Below are 19,664 nucleotides of genomic sequence, written 5' to 3' on the forward strand. Positions count from 1 at the left end.
CGCAGCGAAGGAATCGGGTTCAGGCCTTCCGGAGGAGAACCGCGAATGCAGCAACCATGCCGGCTTCGTCGGTCAGCGTGATGAAGCCCTCGCCTGCTCCGAATTCGTCACACTTGCGGCGGGCATTGTCCGAAAACATCACACAGGGCTTGCCACTTGGCTCCTGGTAGGTGCCAACATCCCGTAACCAGATACCCTGCCTGAAGCCGGTACCCATCGCCTTGACGATGGCTTCCTTGGCGGCAAAACGCATGGCAAGGAAACGGACCTTGTTCTTGCTGCGCTGGAAGTCTTCGAGTTCTCGCGGCATCAGGATCTTGCGGGGAAAATGCTCGCCAAATCGCTCGTACGCCGCCTCGATCCGCGCGATCTCGCAGAGATCCGTCCCGATACCGAAAATCACTGCCGCGCCTCGCGCATGGCCGCCGCCATTTCACGGATTGCCTCGGCCAGGCCGACAAATACCGATCGTCCGATGATGGCATGGCCGATATTCAGCTCGCGCAACTCGGGCAGCGCGGCAATCGGTCCCACATTCTGAACGGTCAGGCCGTGGCCGGCATGAACTTCCAGGCCTGCCTGGTGGGCGACGCGTGCACCCTCGGCAATCAGCTCAAGCTCCCGCTTGTTGTCGGCACCGGCATTCGCGTAGGACCCCGTGTGCAATTCAACCACCGCTGCACCGGACCTGGCGCTCGCATCAAGCTGCGCAGGATCGGCATCGACGAACAGGGAGACCCGGCAGCCAGCTGCCGTAAGCTCCCGCACGGCCTCCGTGACCCGGGTGAAGTTGCCCGCCACGTCGAGGCCACCCTCGGTGGTGATTTCCTCGCGACGTTCGGGAACCAGGCAGACATGCGCTGGACGCTTATCCACGGCTATGCCGATCATTTCATCGGTAACGGCAAGCTCCAGGTTGATCGGTACCTTGACTGCATCAAGCAGGTCTTCAAGGTCGTGATCCTGGATGTGACGACGATCCTCGCGCAAGTGGATGGTGATGCCATCGGCGCCGGCATCCACCGCCAGCAAGGCAGCTTCCAGCGGACTGGGGTAATCCGTCTTGCGAGCCTCGCGCAGTGTTGCCACATGGTCGATGTTCACGCCAAGCCTTAGGGTATTGTTGCTCATCTCCTGCACTCCGCTTTCTGTGCGATGCTGATCCTGTTCATTTGTCACCGCCCTGTTGCCGGTAAATCGACCGTAGCACATCCAGGCTTTTCAGCGGCCTGCCGCCCAGCTGGCGATCCAGCGCCGCGCGCAGCAGCGTCCGCGCCTGCCGCTCCTGTTCAGCGGTTTCTATTGCACGACGGCCAAGCGCCAGCAACACGCCGCCCTGCAGCATGAGTCGCCCTTGCGTGCTGTCGGCCACTCGCGTCGGACCCGTTTCCGGATCGACACTGTACAGGGCATCGGCTTGCACGACTTCGCCCGTAACCTTGTCTGCATCCAGCAGCAAGCCGTAGCCAAGGGCCTCCAGCAGATCGGCTTCGAAATAGCGCAAGCGAATCGCCAGCTGGCCATCGTGACCGGCAAGGTCGGCAAGACACGCCTGGTACAGATCGAAAATTTCCGGGTGCGGATCATGGCTGGCCAGCAACCTGAGGCAGAGTTCGTTGACATAGAAACCCGCCAGCAAGGCATCACCCTTCAGGCCGGGTGCAGTGCCATTGCCCTCGATCCCGGTCAGGGTCATCAGGTCTCTACCGGTCCACGAGACCAGCAAGGGCTGGAAGGGTTGCAACAGGCCCGCGGTGCGCGAGCGTGCCCGTCGTATGCCTCGGGCAACCGCAGAAATCCGTCCATGCTCGCGCGTCAGGAATTCAGCAATCCGACTGGAATCCCGGTAGGCGTACTGGTGCAACAAGTAGGCCGGTTCGAGACTGGCGCGTGTCTTTTCCGTCATGGCAAGGGTCGGGAACCGAGGGCTTACTGCTCGTCGATACCGAACTGGCGAAGGGACCGTTCGTCATCGGCCCAGGAGTCCTTCACCTTCACCCAGAGCTCGAGGAAGATGCGCGTATCCAGGCGTTGCTCGAGCTCGCTTCTTGCAGCGGCACCGATGGCTCTAATCGCTGCCCCTTTCTGTCCAATCACGATCTTCTTCTGGCCATCGCGCTCGACCCAGATGGTCGAAGCGATCTTCAGGATGGATCCATCATTCTCGTACTGGTCGACCGTGACGGTCAGGGAATATGGCAGCTCGTCTCGCAAGCGCTCCATCAGCTTCTCGCGGACAATCTCGGCCACCATGAACTGTTCGCCGCGGTCGCTGCTTTGTTCGGCCGGAAACAAGGGTGGTGATTCTTCCAGGCGCGGCCGCAACTCGGCCAGCAGGGCCTCGGTGTTGCTGCCCTTCAAAGCCGACAGGGGTACGATCGCAGCGAAGGCCATCTTCTCGCTCAACTGCGCAATGAACGGGAGCAAGGCGTCCTTGTCCTTGATCTTGTCGACCTTGTTGATGGCAAGGATCACGTTGTCGTGACTCGCAAGCTTTTCCAGGACCGTCCGGTCTTCGTCCGTGATCTTCAGGGCCTCGACAACGAACACGATCCAGTCGACGTCCGAGAGCGCCGACTCCGCCGCCCTGTTGAGGCTGCGATTGAGTGCCTTCTTGCCGCCGAGGTGAATGCCTGGTGTGTCCACGAACACGAACTGGCAACCGGGCTCATGCCGGATGCCCATGATGCGGTGGCGCGTGGTCTGTGGCTTGGAGGTGACAATGCTCACCTTCTGGCCGACCAGGGCATTCAGCAAGGTCGACTTGCCGACATTCGGTCGGCCGGCAAGAGCAATGATGCCTGCCTTGAATTCCGGCTGTTCAGCCATGTTTGATTTCCTCGAGGGCCTGCGCTGCCGCGGCCTGTTCTGCTGCGCGTCGATTGCTGCCTTCGGCACGAAAGCTGCGTTCAAGGCTTGGAACCTTGCACTCGACAACGAAACTGCGCTTGTGGTCGGGCCCGCTGCTTTCGACGATCTCGTAGGATGGCAGCGGCAACTGGCGTGCCTGCAGCAACTGCTGCAATCGGGTCTTGGGGTCTTTCAGGGTTTCCGGATCAGGCAGGTTCGCGAGCCGATGCCGGTAGATGGATCGAATGCATTGCGCCGCCGCATCCCTGCCGCCGTCGACGCAGACCGCGCCGATGATCGCTTCCATGACATCGGAGAGAATGGAATCCCGGCGATGGTCGCCCGCTTTCAGGCTGCCACCTCCCAGCCGGATCTCGCCATCCAGTGCAAGATCTCGCGCCAGCTCGGCAAGCGTCTCGCGCTTCACGAGGCTGGCACGGAGACGGGTCAGGTCACCTTCACCCAGCTCCGGTCCCTGTTCGAACAAGGCCTCGGCGATGACCATGCCCAGCACGGCATCGCCAAGGAACTCAAGTCGCTCGTAGCTCTGTCCGGCAGCCGATCGATGCGTCAGGGCGCGTTCCAGCAGAGCCGGTTCCTGGAACTGGTAACCCAGCCGGCGCTGCAGGTTCTTCAAGCTGTCGATCAAACGCCACCCATCTCCACGGACTCGGAGAACTTGACCAGGATGTAGACATTGCCCGCGAAGTTCGTCTCGGCCTCGTATTCGATGTAGACCTCGGAGACGCCACTGGCACGACGGATCTTGAAATCCTTGGCCTTCACGACGCTGACATTGTCGATGTCGAGGTTCTTCTGGATGGTGCTGCGCACCGACGCGGGCGAGCTGGTGGCGGGTTGATCGGCTACCGAGCGAAGCGCCTTCACCACCGACTGGTGCTCCAGGTAGATCGGCACCAGCTTCAGCACCAGCAAGGCAAAGAAGCCGATGATACTGAGCACGATGATGTAGCCCAGGAAGGTCATGCCACGTTGTTGTCGACGGTTGATCATGCCAACTCCCCTCTTTTTCTGAGACAAGGCGACTGCGCAGGCCTGCGAGTCGCACCACCCTTATTCCACGGAATTCCCGATCCTGTCGAAGGCCGGCCATTCGCCAGCATCCCAGTCCCAGTTCATCCAGATGAAAAACGCCTTGCCGGACAGGTTTTCTTCCGGGACGTATCCCCAGATCCGGCTGTCATTGCTGTTGTCACGATTGTCGCCCATGACGAAATAATGCCCGGCGGGAACCGTGTAAGACCGCTCGTAATGCTGAACCCGGTTCGGCATTCGATACACCAGGTGCCGCTTGTCGCCAATGGTTTCCTCGAACAGTATGGCAGGATCACCGTCCGGAGTGAACGCCTCGCCTACCCGCTCCTGCGGCACCATTTCGCCGTTGATATAGATCCTGTAACCGTGCAGCGTGACGGTGTCGCCTGGCAGGCCGATGACCCGCTTGATGTAGTCACTGCGAGGATCGGGCGGGTAGCGGAAAACGATGACATCGCCCCGCTCCGGCTTGCCGGTCGCCATGATCTCGAACTCGAATGCCGGCATGTGGATGCCATAGCTGTTCTTGCTGACCAGGATGAAGTCACCCCGCTCCAGGGTAGGCAGCATCGACTGCGACGGGATGCGGAACGGCTCGGCAACAAATGAACGCAGCAGCAGGATGACCAGCAGGATCGGAAAGAAGGAGCGGCAGTACTCGACCAGCACCGGCTCCTTGTTCACTCCGGCCAACGCCCGCTGCTTGCTCCAGTAGAGCCTGTCGAACAGCCAGACCAGGCCGGTGAACAGGGTCAGGCCGAGCAGGATAGCTGCGTACACGCGCGCCATGGTCAACCCTCCCGCTTGCCGACCTGCAGGACCGCCAGGAAGGCTTCCTGCGGAATCTCGACCTTGCCGACCTGCTTCATGCGCTTCTTGCCGGCCTTCTGCTTCTCGAGCAGCTTGCGCTTGCGGCTGACGTCACCGCCATAGCACTTCGCGGTCACGTTCTTGCGCAGCGCCTTGACGGTACTGCGAGCCACGATGTGGTTGCCGATCGCTGCCTGGATCGCGATCTCGAACATCTGCCGCGGAATCAGTTCGCGCATCTTCTCGACCAGTTCACGACCGCGCGAGTAGGCCTCGTCCTTGTGCGTGATGACCGACAGCGAATCCACTCGATCGCCATTGATCAGCACATCCAGCTTCACCAGCGGTGATGCTTCGAAATGCGAGAACTCGTAGTCGAACGATGCGAAACCGCGACTGCATGACTTCAATCGGTCAAAGAAGTCGAGTACCACTTCGCTCATCGGAATCTTGTAGGTCATCTGCACCTGGGAACCGGAGTAATGCATGCGCTCCTGCACGCCGCGCTTCTCGATGCACAGGCTGATCACCGGACCCACCATGTCCTGGGGCACCAGGATATTGGCAGTGATGATCGGTTCCAGCACGTCCTCGATCTTGTTGACCGGCGGCAGTTCCGAGGGATTGTCGATGGTGATCGTTTCACCATCGGTCATCTTGACCTCGTAGATCACCGATGGCGCAGTGGTGATCAGGTCGATTTCGTATTCGCGCTCGAGTCGCTCCTGCACGATTTCCATGTGCAGCATGCCGAGGAAACCGCAGCGGAAACCAAAACCCAGCGCATTCGAATTTTCCGGTTCGAAATGCAGTGCTGCATCGTTCAGCTTCAGCTTCCGAAGCGCTTCACGGAGATCATCGAAATCGTCGGCCGAGACCGGAAACAGGCCGGCAAAGACGCGTGGCTGAACCTGCTTGAAGCCAGGCAGCCGTTCGGCACAGGGACGGTCCGGGTGTGTCAGCGTGTCACCGACGGGAGCACCATCGATATCCTTGATACCGGCAATGATGTAACCGACCTCGCCCGTCTTCAACGTGGTTCGCTTGGTGGCCTTGGGTTGGTAACGGCCAAGCTCGGTGACCGGATGATCCTTCCCGGTGGACATCACCTTGATGCGCTCGCCTTTCTTGAGCTCGCCATTGACGATTCGAACCAGTGACACGACACCGACGAAATTGTCGAACCAGGAGTCGATGATCAAGGCCTGCAGCGGGCCGTTCGGATCGCCCTTTGGTGGCGGCACGCGCTCGACCAGCTGCTCGAGCACTTCCTGGACATTCTCGCCGGTCTTGGCACTGACCTTGATGGCTTCATGCGCATCAAGCCCGATGATGTCTTCGATTTCGGCGACCACTTTCTCAGGCTCGGCCGCCGGCAGGTCGATCTTGTTGAGAACCGGGATGACCTCGAGGTCCATGTCGATGGCGGTGTAGCAGTTCGCGACACTCTGTGCTTCGACGCCCTGCGCCGCGTCGACGACCAGCAAGGCGCCCTCGCAGGCAGCCAGGGACCGCGAGACTTCGTAGGAAAAGTCCACGTGACCCGGCGTGTCGATGAAATTCAGCAGGTAGGTTTCCCCGTTGGCCGCGGTGTAATCCAGCGACACGCTCTGCGCCTTGATGGTGATGCCGCGCTCGCGCTCCAGGTCCATGGAATCCAGCACCTGTTCGGCCATTTCACGATCGCTCAAGCCACCGCAAATCTGGATGAAGCGGTCGGCGATGGTCGATTTTCCGTGGTCGATATGGGCGATGATCGAGAAATTGCGGATATGATCCATGGGGGTCCTGGTGAAGAGAATGTGAGGTAATCCAGCCGGGCATTATACCGACTGAAACGCCCCAGCCCCAGCGCAAGGGATTGATTCAGGGTGCTTTTTTGGCGATTCCTGCCAGGAAATCGAGGAAATCGGCCTCATCCAGCCGGCCCTCGGCAATGATGTCCTCGTTTTGACATAGAACCGGAATCCGGATGCCGAAGCGTTGCTCCAGCTGGGGATCGGCTTCGATGTCCACAATTGCCAGTTCAAGGTCAGGCACCAGGGTCTTCAGCTGGTAGCGCATTTCATCGCACAAGTGACAGCCGGGACGCGAATAGAGAGTCAATTGCATGGCATGTTCTCCGCTGCGCTGCCTTACTGGCGTTGCAACTGCACGGGCAGGAAAAGGGTCGAATTATCGCGCCAGATGAGCACCGCCACATGGCGATTCAATGGCAGGGATCCGACCACGCTCTCGAATTTCTCGGCATTGTCGATGGACTGCCGATCGACACTGAGGATCACATCCCCGGCACGGATGCCGGCCTGGTAGGCCGGTCCAGCAGCCACTCGCTCCACCAGCACGCCACCGGCTTCGAGATTCAGGGCATTGCGCTCCCCCAGTCGGAGATCACGCACGCCGAGTCCCATCAGGCCGGCATCCCTGACGGGAGGCTCGTCCCTCGCGGGCACCGGCTGCACCGGCAGCTCGTCCAGGGTCGCCTCGACATCGACCTGCTGGCCATCGCGCAGCACGCGCATGCGCAGTGACTCGCCCGCCGATGTCGCGCCCACCAGTGGTGGCAGCTCGCCGGCCGTGAAGACGGCCCGCTCGTTGACCGCCAGGATGATGTCCCCCACTTCCAAGCCCGCCGCTGCCGCCGGGCTGCCGTCGAACACGCTGCGAACCAGCGCGCCCTCCGGGCGACTCATGCCGAATGATTCGGCCAGCTCGCGTGTCACGTCCTGGATATCGACACCCAGCCAGCCACGGCTGACCTTGCCGGTCTCCTTGAGTTGCGCGGCGACCTGCATGGCCAGGTTGATGGGGATGGCGAAGGACACACCCATGAAACCGCCGGTCCGGCTGTAGATCTGCGAATTGATGCCGACCACGCGGCCGTCGAGGTCGAACAAGGGACCACCCGAATTGCCGGGGTTGATGGCGACATCGGTCTGCAGGTACGGCACGTAGCGCTCCGTACCGACGCTACGCCCCTTGGCGCTGACGATCCCGGAGGTAACCGAGTAATCGAAACCGAACGGCGAACCGATGGCCATGACCCACTCGCCTACCCTGACCTTGTCAGCATCACCGATATCGGCGGCCACGAGCGAATCCGCTTCGACCTTCAGCAAGGCAAGGTCGCTGGGCACATCGACGCCTATCACCTCGGCGCGCAGCTGACGGCGGTCGGCAAGGCGCACGATGATCTCGTCCGCGCCGCGAATCACGTGAAAATTGGTCAGGATGAAACCATCGTCAGAAACAATGACGCCGGAACCCAATGCCGATGTGTCCGGCATGCTTTCCGCAGGCTCGTTGTCGTCGAAAAAGCGACGGAACAGGTCATCGTAAGGGGTAGCCTCGGGCAGCTCGTCAATCACCGGCACATCGGACCCATGCGTCACCGTGCTGATGTTCACGACCACCGGATTGACGCGCTCGGCCAGGGCTGCGAAGTCAGGCAAGCGCTCCGGTGAGCCCACGGCGGATGCCGGCAGGCTGGCCAACAAGCCAGAAAGCCCCAGGCAAACGGTAAGAATCAGACGCTCTGCGACCACACGACCCCCCGGTTCGGACAAGCGGGCCTGGCAAGACCAGGCAAAGATGGCCCTATTGTCCTGACTCCTGCCCGGACGGGCAAGGCTCATCAGCCCTCAGTTTGCGGAGCATGACAGCCTGGTAGCGCGGATCGGCTGCCAGTCGTCCTGCCAGGCGCCGGACCACGATGAGCCCCAGCGCGCCGCCAAGTATTGCGCCGATCACGGCAGGCAGGTCGCCAGTACCGGCGGCCTGCCCCGCAAGCGCACCGAGCAGCAAGCCGAGCAACGGCAGGCCGTAAACGAGCCACGCGGCATTCTCGACTGCGGCCGGTTCCAGGCCCAGCATCACGACATCGCCAGGCTCGACCTGCAGCGCATTGTGAACCGGAACCGCTTCCAGGCGATCACCCAGCAAGCGCGAGAAAAGCCCGCTGCCACAGCCCTTGCCTTCCGCACAACGTGCGCAAGCAGCCTGGCGTTCGCAACGCAGCCAGGCCTGGTCACCGGAAACCTCCAGGACCAGGGCACGTTCTTCAAGCAAGGACATGGAAATGCTCAGCGGATGCGCGCGGCTTTGCCAATCGCGGTCACGGCCGCCTCGGGGACTTCGCCGACAACGGTCACCTGGTGATCACCCAGGCGAGCCCCGTAGGCACTGACAGCACCGAGCCGGGACAGGCCGTCCAGGGCCGGTGTGCCTTCAGTGTAAGGCTCCGCAAAAACGGAAACCGATGCCAGGCCATCACTGATGACGACATGATAGGCCTTGCCGGCGTCACCGCGGGCCTCTTCCTGCGTCACCTCGAAACCTGCCGGCAGCTCGCTGAAACTCAGCGGCGACTGGACAGCAACATCTTCCTGGTTGCCACGGCTCAGCCAGGTGAAACCAGCCGCGTCGACCGTTGCCTCGAGCCTGTCATCGGGGATGCTGACACCAATCTCGATTTCGGTGAACATCATCTTCTCGATCAACTGGTCGGAATCGCCGAGCAACTCGGAACGCAACGGCAGCGCTGTCTCCTTGTCGAGCCATATCTTGTAGCCATAGCGGAGACCGTCTTTCGGCACGATCGCTATCAACCGGGCCATGCGGCCGGCAATGCGACTGCTCCCATGCAATTCGAAATCGTAGTAATCACCCACTTCGGCGGCATTCAATGGCACGCCACGAGCCAGCACGCTGCCCTCGTGGCGCTTTTCCACGAACACGGTCTTGTCGTCCGGCAGGTAGCAGCGCACGCTGTCTGCATCACGAATGACTTCCCGTGCGGAACCGTTCAGGGAAACCAGGCGTTCGCGAATCTGCCCGTCATCCACGCGGTGGAATACCTGCATGGTTTCTGCCTGGTCATCATGGATGTAAACGAAGGTGCCCTTGTAGCTGACGGTTTTCATGGCGGTTGCCATCTGGTTCAGCCAGTCGACGGCCTCGTCACCGAAGCGGGCCTGCAAGGGCAGGCTCATGCCGAAAGCCAGCAGACCGGATGCAAACAGCAGCCCGGCCCGTCCGATCAGCTTGTCAATAAAGCCGGTAGTCACTCGGTGCCAGCCTCTGCCTTGTCGTCTTCCGGAGAATCACTCCGATCATCGATACTGGCGCCTTCGCCGGCGGGCTGCGTGTCACGTGCGGCAATCTGCACGTAAGGCATCAGGCCCCGGATCGGTGCTGTCGAGGTGTGTTCGTTGTGGTTCAGCAGGTAGCCACGCAACTTGTTCTGCACTTCCGGTGATTGCACACCCGTGAAATCGACCTGCTGGGCACCCAGCATCGGCACGCTGGCCGGATTGCCGGCACCGGTCGGCACGACCTCTGCCGGTGCTTCGATATCTGCGGGCTGCAACATCACGACGGCGGCCAGTGCCACACTGGCAGCCACGGCGACACCCGCCAGCGGCTGGGCTAGACGACGCCAGCGGGACACCCTGGCCGGCTGCAGCTGGATGTCTGCCACCTCTGCCATGACACGCGCATGGAAACCGGCATCGTGACGCGCCGCCAGGCCGCCTCGCAGCGCCTCGCCCGCCAGGTGGAAACTGGCCCAGGCATGCTGCAGCGCCGGTTCCCGCGCAATGCGGGCCAGCAACAGCTCGGCTTCGTTATCCGGCAACTCGCCATCGGCCAGGGCCGACATCTGTTCCAGGATTTTCTCGTTCATGGTGTCATCTCTCATCAGGCCCGCAGGCCTGTCACTGGCGCCCCAGCAAGGGGCCGATTCGTTCACTGATGGCCTCTCGGGCCCTGAATATCCGGGAACGTACGGTTCCCACCGGGCAGTCCATGGCCTCGGAAATCTCCTCGTAGCTCAAGCCATCCAGTTCGCGCAGCACGATGGCCGTTCGGAGCTCTTCCGGCAGCTCCTCGATCACGCTTTCGACATTTGACTGGATCTCATCCGTCAACAACAGTCGCTCCGGCGTGTCGACATTCTTCAGCCTGGCCTGCATGTCGTAGGAATCCGGGTCCTGCAGGTCGACTTGTTGATCCACCGGCCGGCGTTTTTCCGCCACCAGGTGGTTCTTGGCCGTGTTGATTGCGATCCGGTACATCCAGGTATAGAAGGCCGAATCACCACGGAACCTCGGCAGCGCCCGGTAGGCCTTGATGAAAGCCTCCTGCGCGACATCCTGCGCCTCGGAGTGATCCTTCACATAGCGGCCGATCAGCATCAGGATCTTGTGCTGGTATTTCAGCACCAGCAGGTCGAAAGCGCTCTTGTCGCCCTTCTGGACCTTTTCCACCAGTATCTGGTCGGCCTGGCGGCTCATTCACACGACCTCGCGTCGGCCACAGGCCGATCGCTGTTCAAATAGACCGTTTTCATGGAAAAAGGTTCGCTAAATGGCATGAAATGATTGTATCTTTTCGGCCGTCCCGCCCCGTGCGGTCCAGTGTACCAGCGTCTTCAGCAGTGGTGCTATGCAACAAAACAACCCCATAGACGTTCTTGTCATCGGTAGCGGTGCCGCCGGGCTCAGTCTCGCCCTGCAACTCCCCTCTTCGCTCTCCATCCAGGTCGTTTCGAAGGCCGCGCTGTCCTCTGGCAGCACCGCCTGGGCCCAGGGTGGCGTATCCGCCGTACTCGACGAGACCGACTCGCTGCAATCCCATATCGACGACACCCTCGATGCCGGTGCCGGCCTCTGTGACCCGGCCGTCGTCCGCCAGGTGGTCGAAGGCGGCCCCGCGGCGATCGACTGGCTGGTCGAGCTCGGCGTTCCCTTCACCCGCGACGAGGGCGGTGAAAAACTGCACCTTACCCGTGAGGGTGGGCACAGCCACCGCAGGGTCATCCATGCCTCGGATGCCACCGGCCATGCCATTCAGACAACGCTGGAAGAAAAAGTTCATGCAGCGCGGCATATTTCCCTGCGTGAGGGTTTCCTGGCAGTGGACCTGCTGACCGCTCGCAAGCTGGGTCTCGGCGAAAACCGGGTGCTGGGCGCCTACCTGCTCGACACGGCAAGCCAGCAAGTCATAACGCAACCCGCGCGGCTGGTCGTGCTGGCTACAGGCGGCGCCTCCAAGGCCTACCTCTACACCTCCAACCCTGACGGCGCGACCGGTGACGGCATTGCCATGGCCTGGCGAGCAGGCTGCCGGGTAGCGAACCTGGAGTTCATGCAATTTCACCCGACCTGCCTGTACCACCCGAAGGCCAAGTCATTCCTGCTGTCGGAAGCGCTTCGCGGCGAAGGCGCCGTATTGAAACTTCCGGATGGCACGCGTTTCATGCCGGACTTCGACTCGCGCGCCGAGCTGGCGCCCCGCGACATCGTGGCACGTGCCATTGACCACGAAATGAAGCGCCTGGGCGAAGACCACGTGCTGCTGGACATCTCCCACCAGCCTGCGGACTTCATCAGGGAGCACTTCCCGACCATCCACCAGCGGTGCCTGGAATTCGGTTACGACATCACCCGCGAGGCCGTACCCGTCGTACCAGCCGCGCACTACACCTGCGGCGGAGTGATGACGGATCGCCAGGGACGTACCGACCTGCCCGGCCTCTACTGCATAGGCGAGGCAGCCCACACCGGCCTGCATGGCGCCAATCGCATGGCGTCGAACTCGCTGCTGGAATGCCTGGTCTACGCGCGTGCTGCCGCCGCCGACATTTCCGCCCGCGAGAAATTGCCCGAGCTGCCGAACGACATGCCCGCCTGGGACGAATCACGGGTCACGGATTCCGACGAGGAAGTGGTGGTATCGCATAACTGGGATGAGCTACGGCGCTTCATGTGGGACTACGTCGGCATCGTGCGCACCGGCAAGCGGCTGGAGCGCGCCCTGCACCGTGTCGACCTGCTGAAGCGCGAGATTGCCGAGTACTACTCGAACTTCCGCGTAACCGGTGACTTGATCGAGCTGCGCAATCTACTGACGGTTGCCGAACTGATCGTACGCTCGGCGCAATCGCGCAAGGAATCCCGCGGCTTGCATTACACCTTGAATCATCCCGATATCGACGAGGCTCATCCGCCGCGCAACACCATCCTGGTTCCGCCGAACTTTGCCGCCGCCGGCAACGCGGTCAACTGGACGCTGTAATGCTCAGCGAGCTGGCGCGAACAGGTCAGCCTGGCTGGAGTACCTGAGCAACAGGAACAGCCGGTGCAGTTCTTCCCGGGAACAGTTCAGCGAACACAACAGCAATTCGTGAATAACGCCCTCGCTGTCCTTGATGGTCAGCAGGCTGAGCGCATGCCAGCTACGCGGCTCGCCCAGCAGGCTGCCCCGCCGATCGACACCATTGGCCAGTCGCAGGTGCCAGCCCTGTCCGGCCCGGAAGCGGAGAGCGACAACGCGCTCGGGGGCGTCCAGCAGCAATGACAAGCGGTGCCGGATCATGGCATGACCGACCAGCAGCAGCACGACGCCTGGTAGTGCGTCTTCGGCCGCCAGGCCGAGAATCAACGACAGGAAAACGACATAGGCAAGATGTGCAGCAGCCAGCGTTCGCGATGGTTCAATCGCGATCCTGCAGGGTGGCGATGAGCTTTTCGATGACAATGGCCTGCTGCTCGTCCGTCGGGTGATCCTTCCCCATGACGTAGTACCAGAGCACCGGGTCGTCGAGATCCAGGATATTCCGGAAAGCGCCCTGCTCTTCCGCTGACGCCGCTGGATAGTCATGCTCGAGATAGGCCTCGAGGAGCACGTCCAGCTCCTTCATGCCGCGTCGGCAAAGCCATTTCAAACGCGCTGTTTCAGTCATGAGCAATTCCTTCAGTCGTTACTGTGCGCGGCTTCCAGCAGTACTTGCCAATCTGACGATTCAATTTTTGTTGCAGGCAAGGCGCATGGAAAACGCCGACGCGCAGCGTATGAGAAATACGTGAGCAGTCGGCGTTTTCCATGGCAACAAAGGCTGCGGCAAAAAGTGACCGTCAGATTTTCCTTTCCACCATCTTCTTCTTGATTTCTGCAATCGCCTTCGCCGGGTTCAAATCCTTCGGACAGGCATTCGTGCAGTTCATGATGGTGTGGCAGCGATACAGCTTGAAGGGATCTTCCAGCTGGTCGAGGCGTTCGCCTGTGGCCTCGTCGCGCGAATCGACGATCCAGCGATAGGCCTGCAGCAATGCCGCCGGGCCGAGGTAGCGATCGCCATTCCACCAGTAGCTCGGGCAGGACGTCGAGCAGCACGCACACATGATGCAGGCCGACGGTGTGTTGATCATTTCCTGGTCTTCCTTGGACTGCAGGCGCTCACGATCCGGCGGCGCCGGCGTGTCCGTCTTCATCCAGGGCTCTACTGCAGCGTACTGCGCGTAGAAGTTGCTGAGATCACCGACCAGGTCCTTGACCACCGGCAGGTGCGGCAGCGGGTAGATCTTCACCTCGCCCTTCACGTCGGCAATGTCCTTGGTGCAGGCCAGCGTGTTCTCGCCATCGATGTTCATGGCGCATGAACCGCAAATGCCCTCGCGACAGGAGCGACGGAAAGACAGGGTCGGGTCGATCTCGTTCTTGATCTTGATGATGGCATCGAGAACCATCGGCCCGCAGTTGTCCATGTCGACGTCATAGCTGTCGACGCGCGGGTTTTCGCCACTGTCGGGATCGTAACGGTAGACCTTGAAGGTCTTGACGTTCTTCGCGCCCTCGGCCTTGAACGTCTTGCCGTTCTTGTTGACCTTGGAATTCTTGGGAAGGCTGAACTCGGCCATGATTCGCTCCGATTAGTAAGTGCGCGCTTTCGGCGGGATGGTCTCGACTTCGTCAGTCATCGTTTCCATGATGACCGGGCGATAATCCAGCGTGACGTTGCCGTCGGCATCGCACCAGGACAGGGTGTGCTTCATCCAGTTCTCGTCGTCGCGATCCGGGTAGTCCTCGTGTGCATGCGCGCCGCGGGACTCCTTCCGGTTCTGTGCGCCGGTCAGGGTAACCGTCGCCTGCGACAGCAGGTTCTCGAGTTCCAGGGTTTCCAGCAGGTCGGTGTTCCAGATCATGCCGCGATCGGCAACCTTCACCTGCTTGAAGGCCTTGAAGGTCTTTTCGAGCTTCTCCATGCCCTCGCGCATGACTTCGTCGGTGCGGAACACGGCCGCATGCGACTGCATGGTCTTCTGCATTTCAAGGCGCAGGTCCGAGGTGGCACGATCGCCATCGGCATTGCGCAGCTTGTCCAGGCGCTTCAGCGTGGCCTCGCCGGCGTCGGCGGGCAGCGGCTTCTGCGACGCTCCCGGGGTGAGAATTTCCGCGCAGTGCAGCGCGGCGGCACGACCGAACACGACCAGGTCGAGCAAGGAATTCGAGCCCAGGCGGTTGGCGCCATGCACGGATACGCAGGCAGCCTCGCCCACGGCCATCAGCCCCTTCACCACGCTGTTGGGATCACCATCGCGCTTGGTGACGACTTCACCGGTGTACAACGCCGGAATCCCGCCCATGTTGTAGTGGACAGTCGGCAGAACCGGGATCGGTTCCTTGGTGACGTCGACGCCGGCAAAGATCTTTGCCGTCTCGGCAATGCCCGGCAGGCGTTCGTTGATGACCTCGGCACCGAGGTGCATCAGGTTCAGGTAACAGTGATCCTTGTCGGGGCCGACACCGCGACCCTCGCGAATCTCGACCGTCTCGGAACGGGACACAACGTCGCGCGAAGCAAGATCCTTGGCGTTCGGCGCATAGCGCTCCATGAAACGCTCGCCTTCCGAGTTTGTCAGGTAACCACCTTCGCCACGTACGCCCTCGGTGATCAGGCAACCGGAGCCGTAAATGCCGGTCGGATGGAACTGCACGAATTCCATGTCCTGCAGCGGCAGGCCGGCACGCAGCACCATGGCATTGCCGTCGCCGGTGCAGGTGTGCGCGGACGTGCAGGAGAAATAGGCGCGACCGTAGCCGCCAGTGGCCAGGATCACCATCTGCGCACGGAAGCGATGGATGGTGCCGTCGGCCAGGTTCCAGGCAATCACGCCACGACATTCGCCGTCTTCCATGATCAGGTCCAGCGCGAAGTACTCGATGAAGAACTCGGCCTGGTGCTTCAGCGACTGCTGGTAAAGCGTATGCAGGATGGCGTGACCGGTACGGTCGGCAGCAGCACAGGTGCGCTGCGCGGTGCCTTCACCGAAACGCGTGGTCATGCCGCCGAAGGGGCGCTGGTAGATCTTGCCCTCCTCGGTGCGGGAGAACGGCACACCGTAATGCTCCAGCTCGATGACCGCCTGCGGCGCTTCCTTGCAGAGATACTCGATCGCCGCCTGGTCACCCAGCCAGTCCGAACCCTTGATGGTGTCGTACATGTGCCAGCGCCAGTCGTCCTCGCCCATGTTGCCGAGCGCAGCAGAGATGCCACCCTGCGCAGCCACGGTGTGCGAGCGGGTCGGGAAGACCTTGGTGATGTTGGCGGTCTTGAAACCGGCCTCGACCAGGCCCGTTGTCGCGCGCAGGCCCGCGCCGCCGGCGCCGACCACGACAGCGTCGTAGGTGTGATCGATGATCTTGTAGTTGTCGGACATTTAATCAGCCTCCGAGGGCGACACGCAGCACGGCAATGACGAGGCCGACTGCAAGAAGAAGGAAGACGAAACGGATCAGCAGGATCGCGCCAAGCTTCAGCCAGTGACTGTGCACGTAATCCTCGATGACGACCTGCAGGCCAAGCGCCGAGTGCAGCAGAATGGTCGGCAGCAGGATCAGCAGCAGCGTGGCATTGACCAGCGAACCCATCCAGGCCGTCACGGCCGCCTGCGGCTGGCCGACCAGGCCGCACAGCGACACCATCAGCCAGACAGCCAGCGGAAGCATGATCAACGCGGTCATGCGCTGCGCCCACCAGTGGCCACTGCCCGCACCGGCGGCACCCAGGTAGGAGACGTTCTTGCGATCCGTACGTTTAGGATTGAAGCCCCTCATGCCGCACCTCCCATGAAGATCGGTGCCCAGACATAGGCAGTCGCGCCAATCGCGAAGGCAATCGCCAGCCAGGCCGTCGTCCGATACACGGGCTTCTCGAAGCCGGCGCCGATATCCCAGAAGAGGTGACGCACGCCGTTGGCGATGTGGTAGAAGAACGCCAGCGTCCAGCCAAGCAATGCCAGCTTGCCGAGCATGCTGCCCAGCAGGCCGTTGATGTAGTCGAAGTATTCAGGGCTGGCAGCCGCTGCAATCAACCACCCCACCAGCACGGGTGCGCCAAGCGACAGAAACACGCCCGAGGCACGATGCGCAATCGAGGTGAACATGCTGACCCGCCAGCGGTACACCTGCAGGTGCGGCGAGAGTGGCCGTTCAGAACTGGACATAAGCCGATCCTCTTTGAGTTCTTGGATTGCTGGCACTCCGCCGGAGCATCAGCAGGCAATCAGGTGGAGCCAATCAGAAATCGATACAGCGCCCGTTCTTCTCCCAGTCACCGAATCGCGTCGGCTCCGGACCCTCACGACCACCGACTTCTTTCGGCAAGACGTCCTTCGGCTGGTCTGGCGTGTCAGCCGCCTGTTCCGGGCGCCATTTCTGGACGCCAGCTGCATCAGGCTCGGGGGTAGCAGTCGGTTTTTTGCTGGAAGTATCAGACATGATTCCGCGCGCTTGTTATGCGGCTTCCCTTTATACAAAATCGCGGCTTCGCCCGCAATGCAAAACACTGGTAAAGTGCCGTGGTTGCTGGGTTTTTCGAGTCTGGACCGCGCCAATTGGCGGTATTTCGACCAGCCCTCGCGGCCGGGCCTGCCAACCGACTCACGCCAGCCCGGCAGGAAGTCCACCAGGAAGTCCGGCTGCACAGCAAATTCTTCTACACGACCACCAGGAGCCAGGAAGCCCAACATGCCTCGAATCAACGACCTCTTTCCTTCCGTCGGCACCGCCCGCCTCGACCACCTGCGCTTCTTCCGGATCAGCGGCGCGGACGCCGTCACCTTCCTGCAAGGCCAGCTGTCGAACGATGTCGCCGCGCTGGACCCGGGCGAGGTGCAACTGACCAGCTTCAACAGCCCCAAGGGACGTGTACTGGCCATCGGCCGGCTGGCGCGGATAGGCGACGACTACCTGCTGGGCATCGATGCCGGCATTGCCGAGGCGGCGGCGAAACGGCTCGCCATGTTCATCCTGCGGTCCAAGGTGACACTGGCGCCGGAAGAGTCGATCAGCGGCCTGGTCGGATTTGGTGATGTCGATCTGCCTGCCACCGATGGCTGCGCCCGTTTCGAGCTGCCAGGACCGGATGGCGCGTCAACGAGAACAGAAGTCTTCGGCCCGGCCGATGAACTGAGCATGGTCGACTGCGACATCGATGCCGATCGCCTCGCCGAGCTCGACATCCTCTGCAAGCTGCCGCGCATCACCCCGGACAACCAGGACCAGCATGTCGCCCAGCACCTCGACCTGGAACACCTCGGCGCGATCAATTTCAAGAAAGGCTGCTACACCGGCCAGGAAGTCATCGCCCGCATGCATTACCTCGGCAGGAAAAAGACGCGCGTGCTGGTGCTGCTGCAAAGCGGCGCCGCGGAAAGCGGCGAAGACAGCAAGCTGAAGGTCGTCAACACGGCGGGAAAGCTGCGGCTTGCAATCGAACCGAAGGCTTCGGAAAAAACAGTTTTCGAGATCGACGGGGAAACCTGCGAGACGCTTAGCTGACGTCAGCGCCCTGATATCTCAGGCACCAACAAAAAGCCCCTGCGTTGCAGGGGCCGGTCAATCAATCGTCCTGTTCCACTTTTCGCCGCATGGCGGGGAACAGCAAGACATCGCGAATCGATGGCGAATCGGTGAACAGCATCACCAGGCGATCGATACCGATGCCCTCGCCTGCCGTTGGCGGCATGCCGTATTCCAGCGCCGTGACGAAGTCCTCGTCATAGAACATCGCTTCGTCATCGCCGGCGTCCTTCGATGCGACCTGTTCGCGGAAACGCTCGGCCTGGTCCTCGGCATCATTCAACTCCGAAAAGCCATTGGCGATTTCTCGGCCGCCGACAAAGAACTCGAAGCGCTCGGTCACGGAAGGATCATCATCCTTGCGGCGCGACAGCGGCGAAACCTCGGTCGGGTACTCGGTGATGAAGGTCGGCTGGCGCAGCTTGTCCTCGGCCGTCTTTTCGAAAATCTCGATCAACAACTTGCCGGCACCATAACCATCCTTCACCTCGACACCCAGCTTCTTCGCTTCTGCTGCAAGGTAGTCTCGGTCATCGAACTTCGATGCATCCAGGTCCGGGTTGTGGCGCGCGACCGCTTCTTTCACCGTCAGGCGCTCGAACGGCTTTTCGAAATCGTATTCCTCGTCGGCATACTTGACGATGCCAGTCCCGGTCAGCCCTTCGGCAATGCCGCGCAGCATCTGCTCGGTCAATGCCATCAAGTCGTTGTAGTCTGCATACGCCCAGTAGAACTCGAGCATGGTGAATTCAGGGTTGTGGCGCGTGGACACACCCTCGTTCCGGAAATTGCGATTGATTTCGTAAACCTTCTCGAAGCCACCCACGACCAGGCGCTTGAGATAGAGCTCCGGTGCAATGCGCAGGTACAGCTCGGCATCCAGCGCATTGTGATGCGTGACAAAGGGACGCGCATTCGCACCGCCCGGGATCGGCTGCATCATCGGCGTTTCGACTTCCATGAAGCCCGCCTGGGTCATGAACTCTCGAATGAAGTTGACGATCCTGGTGCGCTTGCGGAACGTTTCGCGCGCTTCGTCATTCACGATCAGGTCGACATAGCGCTGGCGGTAACGCTGCTCCTGGTCGGACAGGCCGTGGTACTTGTCCGGCAAAGGACGCAATGACTTTGTCAGCAAGCGGAACTCGCTGGCTGCCACCGACAGTTCGCCGGTCTTGGTCTTGAAGACCTTGCCCTTGGCCGCAACGATGTCGCCAACGTCCCAGCCCTTGAAGGCCTGGTAGACGCCTTCCGGCAGGTCGTCACGGCGCAGGAACACCTGGATACGCCCGGAGGGGTCCTGCAAC

Annotated in this window: 24 protein-coding genes; 2 read left to right on the plus strand and 22 right to left on the minus strand. The window is 61.3% G+C overall.

Annotated features, from left to right (window positions below; translation table 11 throughout):
• Positions 1-19 precede the first annotated feature (19 nt).
• From acpS to rpoE, 14 genes are all read right to left on the minus strand, one after another.
• Positions 20-403 carry a holo-ACP synthase gene (gene acpS / locus R3217_01805; protein ID MDX1454168.1) on the minus strand — a complete coding sequence of 128 codons (384 nt, stop codon included), beginning with the start codon at positions 401-403 and terminating at the stop codon, positions 20-22.
• Positions 400-1,131 carry a pyridoxine 5'-phosphate synthase gene (pdxJ, locus tag R3217_01810; GenBank protein ID MDX1454169.1) on the minus strand — a complete coding sequence of 244 codons (732 nt, stop codon included), beginning with the start codon at positions 1,129-1,131 and terminating at the stop codon, positions 400-402. Before pdxJ ends, acpS begins: the two co-directional genes overlap by 4 nt.
• Positions 1,132-1,168: 37 nt before the next feature.
• A complete protein-coding gene (gene recO, locus R3217_01815) occupies positions 1,169-1,906 on the minus strand; it encodes a DNA repair protein RecO (GenBank protein ID MDX1454170.1) in 738 nt (245 codons plus the stop codon).
• Positions 1,907-1,929: 23 nt separating this feature from the next.
• On the minus strand, positions 1,930-2,829 hold the full coding sequence (gene era, locus R3217_01820; GenBank protein ID MDX1454171.1) for a GTPase Era: 900 nt from the start codon (positions 2,827-2,829) through the stop codon (positions 1,930-1,932).
• Positions 2,822-3,499 carry a ribonuclease III gene (gene rnc, locus R3217_01825; protein MDX1454172.1) on the minus strand — a complete coding sequence of 226 codons (678 nt, stop codon included), beginning with the start codon at positions 3,497-3,499 and terminating at the stop codon, positions 2,822-2,824. Before rnc ends, era begins: the two co-directional genes overlap by 8 nt.
• Positions 3,496-3,864: a DUF4845 domain-containing protein gene (locus R3217_01830; GenBank protein MDX1454173.1), complete on the minus strand. Its 369-nt coding sequence runs from the start codon at positions 3,862-3,864 to the stop codon at positions 3,496-3,498. Before R3217_01830 ends, rnc begins: the two co-directional genes overlap by 4 nt.
• Before the next feature lie 60 nt (positions 3,865-3,924).
• The gene (lepB, locus tag R3217_01835) at positions 3,925-4,695 is read right to left on the minus strand and encodes a signal peptidase I (protein ID MDX1454174.1); all 771 of its coding nucleotides are present in this window, start codon (positions 4,693-4,695) and stop codon (positions 3,925-3,927) included.
• Positions 4,696-4,697: 2 nt separating this feature from the next.
• Positions 4,698-6,497, minus strand: coding sequence for a translation elongation factor 4 (gene lepA, locus R3217_01840; protein ID MDX1454175.1), 1,800 nt, complete (start codon positions 6,495-6,497; stop codon positions 4,698-4,700).
• An 85-nt stretch (positions 6,498-6,582) separates the two neighbouring features.
• Positions 6,583-6,828, minus strand: a complete 246-nt coding sequence (locus R3217_01845) for a glutaredoxin family protein (GenBank protein ID MDX1454176.1) — start codon at positions 6,826-6,828, stop codon at positions 6,583-6,585.
• Positions 6,829-6,851: 23 nt separating this feature from the next.
• A complete protein-coding gene (locus tag R3217_01850) occupies positions 6,852-8,168 on the minus strand; it encodes a Do family serine endopeptidase (protein ID MDX1454177.1) in 1,317 nt (438 codons plus the stop codon).
• A gap of 145 nt (positions 8,169-8,313) precedes the next feature.
• The gene (locus R3217_01855) at positions 8,314-8,790 is read right to left on the minus strand and encodes a SoxR reducing system RseC family protein (GenBank protein MDX1454178.1); all 477 of its coding nucleotides are present in this window, start codon (positions 8,788-8,790) and stop codon (positions 8,314-8,316) included.
• Between the two features lie 8 nt (positions 8,791-8,798).
• Positions 8,799-9,782 (minus strand): MucB/RseB C-terminal domain-containing protein, encoded by a 984-nt coding sequence (locus tag R3217_01860; GenBank protein MDX1454179.1) that lies wholly within the window; start codon positions 9,780-9,782, stop codon positions 8,799-8,801.
• Complete coding sequence (locus R3217_01865) at positions 9,779-10,399, minus strand: sigma-E factor negative regulatory protein (GenBank protein ID MDX1454180.1); 621 nt, start codon at positions 10,397-10,399, stop codon at positions 9,779-9,781. The genes R3217_01860 and R3217_01865 overlap by 4 nt, the downstream gene beginning before the upstream one ends.
• 31 nt (positions 10,400-10,430) lie before the next feature.
• Complete coding sequence (gene rpoE, locus R3217_01870; GenBank protein ID MDX1454181.1) at positions 10,431-11,009, minus strand: RNA polymerase sigma factor RpoE; 579 nt, start codon at positions 11,007-11,009, stop codon at positions 10,431-10,433.
• A 151-nt stretch (positions 11,010-11,160) separates the two neighbouring features.
• Between rpoE and nadB the strand changes: the two genes are divergently transcribed.
• Complete coding sequence (gene nadB / locus R3217_01875; protein MDX1454182.1) at positions 11,161-12,792, plus strand: L-aspartate oxidase; 1,632 nt, start codon at positions 11,161-11,163, stop codon at positions 12,790-12,792.
• A gap of 3 nt (positions 12,793-12,795) precedes the next feature.
• Here the strand turns inward: nadB and R3217_01880 are convergent, their stop codons facing one another.
• The 7 genes from R3217_01880 to R3217_01910 form a co-directional block, all read right to left on the minus strand.
• Entirely contained in the window at positions 12,796-13,254 is a 459-nt protein-coding gene (locus R3217_01880; protein ID MDX1454183.1) for a hypothetical protein, read from the minus strand.
• Complete coding sequence (locus R3217_01885) at positions 13,211-13,459, minus strand: succinate dehydrogenase assembly factor 2 (protein MDX1454184.1); 249 nt, start codon at positions 13,457-13,459, stop codon at positions 13,211-13,213. The genes R3217_01880 and R3217_01885 overlap by 44 nt, the downstream gene beginning before the upstream one ends.
• Before the next feature lie 172 nt (positions 13,460-13,631).
• A complete protein-coding gene (locus R3217_01890) occupies positions 13,632-14,414 on the minus strand; it encodes a succinate dehydrogenase iron-sulfur subunit (protein MDX1454185.1) in 783 nt (260 codons plus the stop codon).
• 12 nt (positions 14,415-14,426) lie between these two features.
• A complete protein-coding gene (gene sdhA, locus R3217_01895) occupies positions 14,427-16,214 on the minus strand; it encodes a succinate dehydrogenase flavoprotein subunit (protein ID MDX1454186.1) in 1,788 nt (595 codons plus the stop codon).
• Positions 16,215-16,218: 4 nt separating this feature from the next.
• Positions 16,219-16,611 carry a succinate dehydrogenase, hydrophobic membrane anchor protein gene (sdhD, locus tag R3217_01900; GenBank protein MDX1454187.1) on the minus strand — a complete coding sequence of 131 codons (393 nt, stop codon included), beginning with the start codon at positions 16,609-16,611 and terminating at the stop codon, positions 16,219-16,221.
• Positions 16,608-17,000, minus strand: a complete 393-nt coding sequence (gene sdhC / locus R3217_01905; protein ID MDX1454188.1) for a succinate dehydrogenase, cytochrome b556 subunit — start codon at positions 16,998-17,000, stop codon at positions 16,608-16,610. Before sdhC ends, sdhD begins: the two co-directional genes overlap by 4 nt.
• A gap of 73 nt (positions 17,001-17,073) precedes the next feature.
• Positions 17,074-17,274, minus strand: coding sequence for a DUF1674 domain-containing protein (locus R3217_01910; protein MDX1454189.1), 201 nt, complete (start codon positions 17,272-17,274; stop codon positions 17,074-17,076).
• 249 nt (positions 17,275-17,523) lie between these two features.
• On the opposite strand from R3217_01910, the gene R3217_01915 reads away from it, so the two are divergent.
• The gene (locus tag R3217_01915) at positions 17,524-18,336 is read left to right on the plus strand and encodes a hypothetical protein (GenBank protein ID MDX1454190.1); all 813 of its coding nucleotides are present in this window, start codon (positions 17,524-17,526) and stop codon (positions 18,334-18,336) included.
• Positions 18,337-18,397: 61 nt separating this feature from the next.
• Here the strand turns inward: R3217_01915 and lysS are convergent.
• A partial coding sequence (gene lysS, locus R3217_01920) for a lysine--tRNA ligase (protein MDX1454191.1) occupies positions 18,398-19,664 on the minus strand: 1,267 nt, incomplete at its 5' end.

It is taken from the genome of Gammaproteobacteria bacterium (assembly GCA_033720895.1).
Lineage (GTDB): Bacteria > Pseudomonadota > Gammaproteobacteria > Natronospirales > JAJUFS01 > JAWWBS01.

Coding starts and splice junctions, on each gene's coding strand:
- nadB (MDX1454182.1), top strand. CDS start 11,161: ATGCAACAAAACAACCCCATAGACGTTCTTGTCATCGGTAGCGGTGCC.
- sdhD (MDX1454187.1), bottom strand. CDS start 16,611: ATGAGGGGCTTCAATCCTAAACGTACGGATCGCAAGAACGTCTCCTAC.
- lepA (MDX1454175.1), bottom strand. CDS start 6,497: ATGGATCATATCCGCAATTTCTCGATCATCGCCCATATCGACCACGGA.
- R3217_01910 (MDX1454189.1), bottom strand. CDS start 17,274: ATGTCTGATACTTCCAGCAAAAAACCGACTGCTACCCCCGAGCCTGAT.
- R3217_01915 (MDX1454190.1), top strand. CDS start 17,524: ATGCCTCGAATCAACGACCTCTTTCCTTCCGTCGGCACCGCCCGCCTC.
- R3217_01845 (MDX1454176.1), bottom strand. CDS start 6,828: ATGCAATTGACTCTCTATTCGCGTCCCGGCTGTCACTTGTGCGATGAA.
- R3217_01890 (MDX1454185.1), bottom strand. CDS start 14,414: ATGGCCGAGTTCAGCCTTCCCAAGAATTCCAAGGTCAACAAGAACGGC.
- recO (MDX1454170.1), bottom strand. CDS start 1,906: ATGACGGAAAAGACACGCGCCAGTCTCGAACCGGCCTACTTGTTGCAC.
- R3217_01865 (MDX1454180.1), bottom strand. CDS start 10,399: ATGAACGAGAAAATCCTGGAACAGATGTCGGCCCTGGCCGATGGCGAG.
- pdxJ (MDX1454169.1), bottom strand. CDS start 1,131: ATGAGCAACAATACCCTAAGGCTTGGCGTGAACATCGACCATGTGGCA.
- R3217_01855 (MDX1454178.1), bottom strand. CDS start 8,790: ATGTCCTTGCTTGAAGAACGTGCCCTGGTCCTGGAGGTTTCCGGTGAC.
- R3217_01885 (MDX1454184.1), bottom strand. CDS start 13,459: ATGACTGAAACAGCGCGTTTGAAATGGCTTTGCCGACGCGGCATGAAG.
- sdhC (MDX1454188.1), bottom strand. CDS start 17,000: ATGTCCAGTTCTGAACGGCCACTCTCGCCGCACCTGCAGGTGTACCGC.
- rpoE (MDX1454181.1), bottom strand. CDS start 11,009: ATGAGCCGCCAGGCCGACCAGATACTGGTGGAAAAGGTCCAGAAGGGC.
- era (MDX1454171.1), bottom strand. CDS start 2,829: ATGGCTGAACAGCCGGAATTCAAGGCAGGCATCATTGCTCTTGCCGGC.
- sdhA (MDX1454186.1), bottom strand. CDS start 16,214: ATGTCCGACAACTACAAGATCATCGATCACACCTACGACGCTGTCGTG.
- lepB (MDX1454174.1), bottom strand. CDS start 4,695: ATGGCGCGCGTGTACGCAGCTATCCTGCTCGGCCTGACCCTGTTCACC.
- R3217_01830 (MDX1454173.1), bottom strand. CDS start 3,864: ATGATCAACCGTCGACAACAACGTGGCATGACCTTCCTGGGCTACATC.